The organism is Mesorhizobium sp. M2A.F.Ca.ET.067.02.1.1, assembly GCF_004023285.1.
In the GTDB taxonomy this organism is placed as follows: Bacteria; Pseudomonadota; Alphaproteobacteria; order Rhizobiales; family Rhizobiaceae; genus Mesorhizobium.
Window position 1 is genome coordinate 1 of the sequence record NZ_RZSB01000118.1, and the last position, 11184, is coordinate 11184.

An 11184-nucleotide genomic window follows, 5' to 3' on the forward strand; every position below is an offset into this window, starting at 1 on the left:
GCGCTAAGATTGTCGTCGGCAAGTCGACGGTGCCGGTCGGCACTTGCGAAAAGGTGAAGGCCAGGATCGCCGAAACGCTGAAGAAGCGCGGCCGCGAGGACCTCGCCTTCGACGTCGCCTCGAACCCCGAATTCCTCAAGGAAGGCTCGGCGGTCGCTGATTGCATGAAGCCGGACCGCATCATCGTCGGCACGTCCAGCGAGGATACCGAGATGGTGATGCGCGAGCTCTATGCGCCGTTCAACCGCAACCACGAGAAGATGATCGTGATGGACGTGCGTAGCGCCGAATTCACCAAATACGCCGCCAACTGCATGCTGGCGACCAAGATCAGCTTCATGAACGAGATGGCCAATCTTGCCGAACAGCTGGGGGCCGACATCGAGGAGGTGCGCAAGGGCATCGGCTCGGATCCGCGCATCGGCTACCACTTCATCTATCCCGGCCTCGGCTATGGCGGTTCGTGCTTCCCGAAGGACGTGCGCGCGCTGATCAAGACCGCCGAGGGCGTCAAGTTCGACGCCAAGCTGCTGCGCGCCGTCGAGGAGCGCAACAATGCGCAAAAGTCGGTGCTGTTCGACAAGGTCAACCACTATTTCAAAGGCGCGCTCAGGGGCAAGACGTTCGCCGTCTGGGGGCTGGCCTTCAAGCCCAACACCGACGACATGCGCGAGGCGCCGTCGCGCACGCTGATGGAAGCGCTGTGGGCGGCCGGCGCCAAGGTGCAGGCCTATGATCCGGAGGCGATGCAGGAGTGCCAGGCCATCTACGGCCTGCGCGAGGACCTGCTGCTCTGCGGCACCAAGGAGGCGGCGCTGCGCGGCGCCGACGCGCTTTTGATTTGCACTGAATGGAAGAGCTTCCGCGCGCCGTCCTTCGACGCGCTCAAGGATTCGCTGACCACGCCGGTCATCTTCGATGGCCGCAACCTCTACGATCCGAAGGTGATCGCGCGCTACGGCATCGAGTATTTCTCGATCGGCAGGATGGCGGCATGACGATGCCCGCGCGGGCACAGCAAGGAGCCTAGACTATGAAAGTTCTGTTTGCGGGCGGCAGCGGCTACACGCCGCAATTTAGCGGTGGCGTTCAGTCGAGCACGCATCATCTGGTCGAGCAGTTGCGCGAGCATGGCCACGAGGCCTCGGTGCTTGCCGCTTTGTTCGGCGACGGCTTTTTCGGCTTCAAGGCGCGCGCCAAGATGAAGCTGCTCCGCCAGCGCGCCGTCATCGATACGTTCCCAGGCTATCCCGTCGTGCGGGCATGGTTCCCGTGGGAGGCGGCGGGCTTCGCGATCGAGCGATTGCGGTCCGACGTCGCGGTCGTCCAGTGTCACAAATCCGTGCCGATCGGCAAGGAATTGCAGGCCCTCGGCGTGCCCCTGGTCGTTTACCTGCGCAACGTCGAGTTCGATGAACTGGCCGGCGACCCGCGCGAATTGGAGTCCGCGCTCTACATCGCCAATTCGGAATTCACCGCTCGTGCCTACAAGGAGAAGTTCGGCATTGAATCCACGGTGATTCCACCCACGATCAATCCTGCCTTCTACAGCACGCCGACGACCGGCGAGTTCGTGACGATGATCAATCCTTACAACGAGAAGGGTTTCGAACTGGCCGTCCAAATTGCCCGCGAATGCGCGGAAATCCCGTTCCTGTTCGTTGAGAGCTGGATGCTCGACGACGATCACCGGGCCGAGATCGAGCGGACGCTTGCTTCGCTCGGCAATGCCGTCCTCGAGAGCCGTACCAGCGACATGAAGACGGTCTACGGCCGCACGAAGATCCTGCTTGCTCCCAGCAAATGGGAAGAAGCCTGGGGCAGGGTCGCGTCGGAGGCGCATTGCAGCGGCATTCCCGTTGTCGGATCCCGGCGCGGCGGTCTCCCGGAAGCGATCGGCAACGGCGGCGTGATACTGGATTACGATGCTCCGCTCGCCGACTGGGTGGCTGCCATCCGGCGGCTATGGACCGACAAGGCCGATTACGACAGGATGTCCGCGGCGGCTCGCCTGTTTGCGGAGCGGCCGCAGATGAACCCCGACAACCAGTTCGCGACGTTCATGGACGTTCTGAATCGTGCTGTCGAAGGACAGTCCCTTCGCAAGGCCTCCTGAGCGGGACTGCCGCGACACGAGGCGAAACCGGCACTTCGCAACGGTTTATGTCGCATGCAACAATTCGTGCCAACGCGGGCGCGGGACGAAAAGTCAAATGCGCTGCATCAGAAATGTTGCAGTGCAGCAATTCCTATACTACCATCCCCATCGGGTGGGCCAACAGCGGTCGAATGAATGCTGCATGTCGTGTGCCTCAAGTACGATTCCCATCCAGTTGCCCCTGTCGTGCGACTTTTCCTGACGGCTGAAGACGCCGCGCCGAAGTCCGCGGGCAAGGCCGGTTGCCTTGTTCAGGCCTGGTTGTGGGCGGGCTGCCCGATGAATCCCGGCGTGGGCGCGGGCCGAGAATGAGGATATGCTTCGTCGTCGACAAGTTCCCCTCCCTGTCGGAGACCTTTGTCCTTGACCAGATAGCAGGCTGCCTCGAGCGCGGCATGGAAGTCGGGGTCGTCTGCAACGAGACGACCTTCGGCAAGGACGTCAATGTCGACGATCGGCGCTGGAAGGGTCTGCCCGGCAAAGTCGTGTGCTGGTGGGGCTGGCTCGGCCGTTATCGACCCTTGCTGAGGAAATGGTCAGGCAAGTCTTGGGACAAGCTCTCGACCGCCATCGACCTCCTGTACGCGCGCAAATTGCACAAGGCTGATGTCATCGTCGCGCATTTCGGCACGAACGGCTTGCGGGTGGCGCGTGTCATCAAGCGTGGGCGGATTTCCGCGCCGCTGGTGACCGTCTTCCACGGCAACGACGTCGGCGGCCCGATGCATGACAACACGCTGGCGCGCTACAGGACGGTGTTCGAGAACGGCGTCCTCCAGATGCCGGTGAATGCCTTCTTTCGCGATGCCCTTATCGAGGTCGGCGCCCCGCCGGGCGAGGTCGTCGTGCACCATATGGGCGTTCGACCCGGCGAGATAGAATACCGGTGGCGATCCTGGAAGAATGAGACGCTGTCGTTCATTTCGGTCTGTCGTCTGACCGAAAAAAAAGGCGTTGAATATGCGCTTCGCGCGCTGGCCAGGCTGCCGCGTGATGACTGGAACTATTCGGTGATCGGCGCCGGCGAATTGCTGGAGCAATTGAAACGACTGGCCGCCGAGCTCGGCATCGCCGGGCGCGTCGATTTCCTCGGCCCCAGGCCGCATGCGGAGGTCAAGCAGCGCTTGCGGGACGCGCATGTCTTCGTGCTGCCCAGCGTAAGCGCCCACAACGGCGACCTCGAAGGCATCCCGGTCGCCCTGATGGAGGCGATGGCTGCCGGACTGACGGTGGTCAGCACCTACCATTCAGGGATACCCGAACTGATCGAGGACGGGAAAACCGGCTTCCTCGCGCCGGAACGGGACGTTGCGGCGTTGGCCGCCAAACTCGTCTGGGTCGCCGACAACCCGGTCCTGTGCGAGCCGATCGCGATCGCCGCGCGGCGCAAGATAGAAACAGACTTCAATGCCGACGTGCTGAACCAGCGGTTCGCACGGATTGCGATTGAACTGGCTGGAACGAGAGCACACTGATGAACGCTAACCCGCCCCTGCCGCAGTTCGGACGCGTCGCCCTGCGCGGCGGGCTGGTCACTGCCGGTGCCCAGGGTTTCAAGATGGTGATCCAGTTCCTCTCGGTCATCATCCTTGCCCGGCTGCTGCTGCCGGAAGATTTCGGCCTTGTGGCGTCGGTCGGGCCGATCGTCGCCTTTGTCGGGCTTCTGCAAAATCTCGGGCTGCAGCAGGCTCTTGTCCAGCGCAAGGACATCAGCGACAGGCAGCTCAATCAGGTGTTCTGGATAAGCGCGCTGGTCGGATTGGGCAGCGCGGTGGTAGTGGCGGCATTGGCCCCGGCCATTGCCGGCTTCTACGGCGATCAGCGCATGTTAGGCATCACGGTCGCCTCCGCGCTGCCGTTGCTTCTCGGCAGCATCGCAGCCGTCCCGCTCGCCTTGATGAACCGTCACCTGCAGTTCGGCCAGCTGGCCTTCAACGATGTCATAACGGCGGCCGCCGGTCTTGTTGCTGCCGCCATCGCGGCCTGGGCGGGAATGGGATACTGGTCGTTGGTGCTGGGGCCGGCCGTGGCGGCGGTCGTTGCGCTCGGCGCCGCATGGCTGGTGGTGCGCTGGACGCCGTCGCGTCCGGACTTCAGGGTCGAGAGCGAGATCCTGTCGTTCGGCGCCAATCTGACCGGCTTCAATCTCGTCAACTTCTTTTCACGCAATCTCGACAACATCCTGATCGGGAAATATTCCGGAGCGATCGAGCTTGGCTACTATGACCGGGCCTACAAACTTCTCCTGTTTCCGCTGCAAAACATCACCCAGCCGCTGACGCGCGTGATGGTGCCGTTGCTCAGCCGCATCCACGAGGACAAGGTGCGGTTCCGCGATCTGTACGTGCGCACCAACTGGATGCTGGCGGCCGTGACCATGCCCGGCATCGCGGCGCTGACATTGACTTCCGAGCAGGTGGTCGCGCTTCTCTTCGGGCCGCGCTGGACCGCCGTGGCGCCAATCTTCGCGTGGCTGGGCATCGCCAGCCTGATGCAATCCGTATCGAGCACCACCGGCTGGATATTCATCTGCCAGGGCAAGACAAAGGCCATGTTCCAGTGGGGCGCCTACTCGTCGCTCACCACCGTGGCCTCTTTTGTCGTCGGCCTGCATTGGGGCGCCGTCGGCGTCGCGGCCGCCTACGCGATCAGCGGCTACGTTCTGCGCGTGCCGGTGCTCGCGGTCATGATCCACCGCGTCGGGCCGGTGACGGCAGGGGACTTCCTGATCATGCAGGGCCTTTTCATTGCATCGTCCCTGCTTGCCTGGCTCGCCTATCTCGGCCTGCCAGCGTCCCTTACCGGCCAGTCGGACCTTCTCGCCGTCGTCCTGGCTTTATGCCTCGACTACGGGCTTGCCTTCGTCCTTATGGCGATCTTCCCCCAGCCGCGCAGGATACTGCTCACCACGCTTGCCAACATCGCGCGCAATCTGCGCTGATGCCTTGGCCATGAGAGGCTTCAGCAACTCCGCGGCAGACATCGCCGAAGCATGTTCCTCGAGCACGGCTTGGAGGATGGTGCGGCGGTAGTCTTCAAGCTTGCCGACGAACCGGCCGAGCTTTTCGGCCGCCTCCGGCGGGGTGACAGTGTCGATATCGAGCAGCAGATCAGCAACACCGATCCTCTTGGCGACTTCCTTGGTCTTGAACTCATAGGCGATCGGAAGCACAGGCGTTCCCACGCAGAGCGACATGATCATCATGTGCATGCGGGTCGCGACGACGAAGTCGAAACCCTTGACCAGAGCCATCAGTTGCTCGGGGGTGTGGAATGAAGCGTCCACGCTGACATTCCTCGCAATTTCTGGATCGAGCTCGGCGACGATCTTGCGTGCTGTCTTGGAATCGTCATGGGCATATTCCGGAACGCCCTGGCAGGTGGAGACAAAGGTCACCTGCTTGCCATGGTCCCGGACAAGGATGGTCGCGATCTCGCGTACCGAATCGATATAGCGGCGCATCCCGTCTTGGCCGTCATTGACGTAGTTCCAGTGGCGGACGGAAATCGCGACGCGGCCGGTCTGCGCAGGCGGCTGAGCCGAGGCGAGCCGCTTGCCGATGCCGTCCGTGTCGGCAAGGGCAAACACGGCATCGGCCACCACGTGACATTTGCCCGGCTCCTTGACCATGTCCGCTATGTGGTGGCGGGAGCGCTCGTCGCGCAGCAGGATGAGCTGACTGCGATCGAAAATCGGGCTCAGTTCGTGTCGATTGTAAGGTTTGTTGAACGGACCGAGGGACTGCGTGAAGAATACGGGATCCTTGCCGATGGCCGCATCCAGGCGGAACTGGTTCAGTCGCCGTTCAAGGTTGTAGTTCTCAACCAGATAGGTGCCGCCAGTCGTGACCACGAGGTCGGCGTTCTGGTAGATATCGAGGCCGCGGCGGTCGCTCTCCTTGAAAAAAGCGCGGCCGAGAAGGCTGTCAGAGCCGAAATTCCGCAGCACCTTGTGGACCAGCCGGTTGTAGTGCGGCTTGAGCCGATCTTTCACACCGCTTCCCGAAGGGTAGCGGAAGAGGGTCTCCGACAGGAGCTTGTGAAATTCCAGGTCGGGGTAATCCTTCTTTGGATAGAGCCTCGCGGCGACCTCGGGCTGGCTGTCGAAGACGAAAAAGCGCAAGCCGTCGCCGGCGACAGTCCTCAGAATGTGGCGAATGGCCAGCAGGATCGCTGCGTCTCCCGTGTTCAGGCAGACCGTGTTCTCGACGATGATCTTCATCGCATCTCCTCATCTTGGGCAGGTTTCCGAAAAAGGCGGCCCCCTTGTCGCCCAAATGCCGGTATGTCGATTCGCTGTGCCTGTGCGCTCGCCGCCACCCTTCCGACGACCGACCGGTCGCCAACCGTTGCCGAGGATAACTTAAGCTCAGGGTTTTTGCAGTGCAACAAAAAGCGCAATGCGCTTCGCTACGCCGCACCAAAATTGTTGCGATGCAGCAAAAGCTGTACTAGCATCCCCGATGGGTGGGCCGAACATCGGTCGAGTTTCATGCTGCATGTCTTGTACCTTGTGCATGACGTATCCGACCCGGCAGTGCGCCGCAGGGTCCAAATGCTCAAGGCAGGAGGCGCCGGGGTCACCCTGGCGGGCTTCCGTCGCACCGCCAGTCCGGTCGCCGAGATCGAGGGTAGCAGGCCTGTCGACCTCGGCGCGACACGCGACGGCCGATTCGCGCAGCGCCTCGGGGCGGTCGCCAAGGCAGCCATGTCGATCGGTGCGAAACTGGGCGTCATGCCCAGGCCCGATCTCATCATCGCGCGCAATCTCGAAATGCTGGCGCTTGCCCGCCGCGCCAATGCCGCTCTCGGGGCGAACGTGCCTATCGTCTATGAATGCCTCGATATCCATCGCCTGGTGCTGCGCGACGATCTTGTCGGCAGGACATTGCGCGGCGCCGAGCGTCATCTCGCCCGCGACGTGAAGCTTCTGGTGACCAGTTCGCCGGCCTTCATCGCCAATTATTTCGAGCCCTTCGGGCAGATCGGCGCGCCTGTCGAGCTGATCGAGAACAAATATTTCGAGGCGGCATCCGTTGTCGCCGCGCATTCTTTCGAGGACGACGGCCCGGCGACGCCGCCCTGGCGGATCGGCTGGTTCGGTGCGCTGCGCTGCCGCCGCTCGCTGGAGCTGGTGGCCGACTTCACCCGCCGGCAGGCGGGGCGTTTCGAGGTCGTGCTCAGAGGCCGTCCGGCGCTGTCCGAATTTCCGGATTTTCATGGTTTCGTCGAGGCCGAGCCCTGGCTTTCGTTCGGTGGCCCTTACCGCAATCCGGAGGACATGGCGGCCATTTACGGGGAGGTGCACTTCTCCTGGGCAATCGATTTCTTCGAAGCCGGCCAGAATTCCGAATGGCTGCTTCCCAACCGCCTCTACGAGGGCTGCCGCTTCGGCGCCGTGCCGATTTCGATGGCCGGCACCGAAACCGGCCGGTTCCTCAAAGGGCAGGACATCGGCGTGCTTCTGTCCGAGGCGACGCCCGAAGGTCTTGAGGCGATGCTCGGCCGAATGGATCAGGACAGATACCGCGCCCTGAAGTCGCGGGTGTTGGCGCGCAATCCACGGACCTGGAGCTACGACCGCAGCGACTGCGCGGCCTTCGTCGAAAAGCTGCGCGGCCTCACCGCCATGCCTTCGGCTTTTGCGGCGGCGGCATGATGGCAAAGGACGCGCAAAGAACGATGACGCAGGCAAATCCATCGATCCTGATTGTCATTCCCTGCCTCAACGAGGCGGCCCATATCGGCGGCCTGCTCGACCGGTTGCGGCCTGCGGCGGCACGGCTCGACGGGCGCATCGTCGTCGCGGACGGCGGCAGCAGCGACGGCACGCAGGCCATCGTCGAAAAGATCGTGGCGAAGGATCCCCGGGTCATCCTGCTCGCCAATCCGAAGCGCCTGCAAAGCGCTGCCATCAATCTGGCGGTGGCGACCCTCGGCGAAGGCGCCGACTATCTCATCCGCATCGACGCGCATGGCGGCTATCCGGACGACTACTGCGACCGGCTGGTCGAGGAAGCTTTAGCCACGGGCGCCGATTCGGTTGTCGTTTCGATGCTGACCGCCGGCACCGGGGCCGTGCAGAAGGCCGTCGCGGCGGCGCAGAATTCCAAGCTTGGCACCGGCGGCTCGAAGCACCGGCACATGTCCGAGGGCGAATGGGTCGACCACGGACACCACGCGCTGATGCGCATCGCCGCTTTCAGCCATGCCGGCGGCTATGACGAGAGCTTCAGCCACAACGAGGACGCCGAGCTCGACTACCGTCTGCGCCAGGCCGGCTACCGCATCTGGATGAGCGGCAGGACGCATATGGTCTACTATCCGCGCTCGTCGCTGAAGAGCCTTTATCTCCAATATCTTGGCTATGGCCGCGGCCGCGCCAGGAATGTGCTCAAGCACCGCATGGTGCCGAAGGTCCGGCAGATGGTCCCGCTGCTGGTGGCGCCCGTGGTGCTGTTGGCCCTGTTCTCCTTCGTCCACTGGCTGGCGGCGGTGCCATTCCTTTTGTGGGCGGCGGTATGCCTCGGCTACGGCCTGTTGACGGCGGTGCGCCAGCGCAACGCCAGCATCGCGCTGGCCGGAGTTTCAGCCATGGTCATGCATTTCGGCTGGTCCGTCGGCTTCTGGCAGCAGCTTTTGACGCCGCGCTCGCAGCGCGAGGTGGCGTGATGGCCGGCCGCTCGATCGACATTTGCATCTGCACCTTCCGCCGGCCTGAACTGGCCGACACGCTGCGCTCCGTCGCCGCCCTGGAGAAGCCTGAAGGTTTGGAGATCGGCATCGTCGTTGCCGATAATGACGATGAACCAGGCGCCCAAAAGCTGGTGAAGGCGCTGGCCGAGGAATTGAATCTGCCGGTCCGCTATCGCCACGCGCCGGCGCGCAATATCTCGATCGCCCGCAACGCCTGCCTCGACGCCAGCGTGTCGGACTTCGTCGCCTTCATCGACGATGACGAAACGGCGTCGCCTGGCTGGCTAGTCGAGTTGATGGCGACAGCCGACGCCACCGGCGCCGCGGCGGTGCTTGGGCCGGTGCGGGCGCATTATCGCCAGGACGCGCCGGACTGGATGCAAAAGGGCGACTTTCACTCGACCTTGCCGGTCTGGGTGCGCGGCGAGATCCGCACCGGTTACACCTGCAACGTCCTGCTCAGAACGACCGACGCGAGCCTGCGCGGCCGGCGCTTCAGCCTGGCGCGCGGCCAGACCGGCGGCGAGGATACCGAGTTCTTCGATGCCATGGTCAAGGCCGGCGGCCGCATCGCCTTTGCGCCGCAAGCCTTCGTCGACGAGGTCGTGCCGCGCGCTAGGGCCGCGTTCGATTGGCTGCGCCGTCGCCGCTTCCGCTTCGGCCAGACGCATGGCCATTTGATCGGCCACGGCGCCGGCGGCATCCGCCGCGCCGGCCAGGTCGGGCTGGCTTCGGCCAAGGCCGCTTACTGCTTCGGCATGGCTGTTTTGACCGCGATCAGCCCGGTGCGACGGAACCGCAGCGTGCTGCGCGGCATTATGCACGTTGGTGTCGTCTCCGGTTTGGTCGGCGTCCGTGAAATCCGCCAGTACGGCCTCACTTCGCCAGAACAAGGGAACAAGCGTGCAGCCTGACGTCAGCTTCGTCATCGCCGCCTACAATGCGGAGGCCACTCTCGACCGCGCCATCGCCGGCGCGATCGCGCAACTGGGCGTGATCGTCGAGGTCATCGTCGTCGACGACCAGTCGCGCGACGGCACGCTGGATGTGGCGCGCGCCTATCCTGAAGACATCGTCAAGGTGGTGGCGTTGCCGCAGAATCGCGGACCAGGCGGCGCCAGGAATGCCGGCCTCGATTTCGCGCGCGGCCGCTGGGTGGCGGTGCTGGATTCCGATGACGCCGTTCTTCCTGGCCGCATGGCGGCGATGATCGCGCGGGCGGAAGCGGCCGGCGCCCAAATCGCCGTCGACAATGTCCAGGTCGTGCGCGAGGACGGCACGCCCGACGACACCATGTTCCCGGCAGGCTATCTCGAGGGCTTAAGCGAGATCTCGCTGGCCGATTATATCGAGGGCAATCTGGTTTTCGAATCGCGCTTCAATCTCGGCTATCTCAAGCCGGTCTTCCAGCGCCGCTTCCTCGACGACAACAAGCTGCGCTACGACGAGAAGCTGCGCATCGGCGAGGACTACATTCTGCTTGCAAGCGCGCTGGCCAGCGGTGGCCGTTGCGCTGTCGAGCCGACCGTCGGTTATGTCTACCATATCCGCACCGGCTCGATCTCACGGGTGCTCGAATTGCACCACGTCGAGGCAATGACGCGCGCCGACGCCGCCTTCGCTGCGGCATATCCCATGGACAGCACCGCGAAGGCGGCCTTCGCCCGGCGCGGCCGCAGCCTGCGCAAGGCGGCGTCGTTCCTGTCCCTGGTCCAGCACATCAAGGCGCGCGCGCCGCTCAAGGCAATCGGGGCGGCGCTCAGGGATCCGGCCGCGATCGGGCATTTGTCGATGCCGATCGCGGTCCGGCTCAGAAGGGTTGCGGCGCAGGTTCGCCGTGGGGGCGGGGAGATGAAGCATGCGGGCGATTTGATAGCCGGCGATAGGTAGAAATCTTTTTCTCTCAGAAGGAAGACCAGATGCAGAAAGTCAGGAAGGCAGTCATCCCGGTGGCGGGGCTCGGAACGCGGTTCCTGCCGGCAACCAAGTCCATGCCGAAGGAAATGCTTCCCGTCGTCGACAAGCCCGTCGTGCAATATGCCGTCGACGAGGCGTTCGAGGCCGGCATCGAGCACATCGTCTTCGTCACCGGCCGCAACAAGGCGGTTATCGAGGACTATTTCGACCTGCATCCTGAACTGATCGGCACGCTGGAACAGACCGGCAAGAAGGCGCAGCTCGAATCGCTGGAAAGCCTGCTGCCGGTGGCCGGCGCCACCTCCTTCATCCGCCAGCAGTCGCCGCAGGGCCTCGGTCACGCCGTCTGGTGCGCTCGCGACGTGATCGGCAACGAGCCCTTCGCGCTGCTGCTTCCCGACATGGTGTCCTTC

The 11184-nt window shown here is 63.6% G+C and carries 10 protein-coding genes; 9 read left to right on the forward strand and 1 reads right to left on the reverse strand.

Annotation, left to right across the window (positions count from 1 at the left end; translation table 11 throughout):
- From EOA28_RS11650 to EOA28_RS11665, 4 genes are all read left to right on the forward strand, one after another.
- Positions 1–998 (forward strand): UDP-glucose/GDP-mannose dehydrogenase family protein (locus EOA28_RS11650; protein ID WP_148670690.1); only part of this gene is annotated, 998 nt, incomplete at its 5' end.
- 35 nt (positions 999–1033) lie between these two features.
- On the forward strand, positions 1034–2116 hold the full coding sequence (locus EOA28_RS11655) for a glycosyltransferase (protein ID WP_126079794.1): 1083 nt from the start codon (positions 1034–1036) through the stop codon (positions 2114–2116).
- A gap of 350 nt (positions 2117–2466) precedes the next feature.
- Positions 2467–3633 carry a glycosyltransferase gene (locus EOA28_RS11660; RefSeq protein WP_127249363.1) on the forward strand — a complete coding sequence of 389 codons (1167 nt, stop codon included), beginning with the start codon at positions 2467–2469 and terminating at the stop codon, positions 3631–3633.
- Positions 3633–5099: a lipopolysaccharide biosynthesis protein gene (locus EOA28_RS11665; protein WP_126079792.1), complete on the forward strand. Its 1467-nt coding sequence runs from the start codon at positions 3633–3635 to the stop codon at positions 5097–5099. Before EOA28_RS11660 ends, EOA28_RS11665 begins: the two co-directional genes overlap by 1 nt.
- Here EOA28_RS11665 and EOA28_RS11670 read toward each other — a convergent pair.
- Positions 4995–6380, reverse strand: a complete 1386-nt coding sequence (locus tag EOA28_RS11670; protein ID WP_128314905.1) for a polysaccharide pyruvyl transferase family protein — start codon at positions 6378–6380, stop codon at positions 4995–4997. The genes EOA28_RS11665 and EOA28_RS11670 overlap by 105 nt on opposite strands.
- 270 nt (positions 6381–6650) lie before the next feature.
- Between EOA28_RS11670 and EOA28_RS11675 the strand changes: the two genes are divergently transcribed.
- The 5 genes from EOA28_RS11675 to EOA28_RS11695 all read left to right on the forward strand — a co-directional run.
- Positions 6651–7817, forward strand: coding sequence for a glycosyl transferase family 1 (locus EOA28_RS11675; protein WP_127249365.1), 1167 nt, complete (start codon positions 6651–6653; stop codon positions 7815–7817).
- Positions 7818–7840: 23 nt separating this feature from the next.
- Complete coding sequence (locus EOA28_RS11680; protein WP_127249366.1) at positions 7841–8830, forward strand: glycosyltransferase family 2 protein; 990 nt, start codon at positions 7841–7843, stop codon at positions 8828–8830.
- On the forward strand, positions 8830–9768 hold the full coding sequence (locus EOA28_RS11685) for a glycosyltransferase family 2 protein (protein ID WP_127249367.1): 939 nt from the start codon (positions 8830–8832) through the stop codon (positions 9766–9768). The genes EOA28_RS11680 and EOA28_RS11685 overlap by 1 nt, the downstream gene beginning before the upstream one ends.
- A complete protein-coding gene (locus EOA28_RS11690) occupies positions 9758–10744 on the forward strand; it encodes a glycosyltransferase family 2 protein (RefSeq protein WP_127249368.1) in 987 nt (328 codons plus the stop codon). The genes EOA28_RS11685 and EOA28_RS11690 overlap by 11 nt, the downstream gene beginning before the upstream one ends.
- Before the next feature lie 29 nt (positions 10745–10773).
- On the forward strand, positions 10774–11184 hold a 411-nt coding region (locus EOA28_RS11695), incomplete at its 3' end, for a sugar phosphate nucleotidyltransferase (protein WP_148670691.1).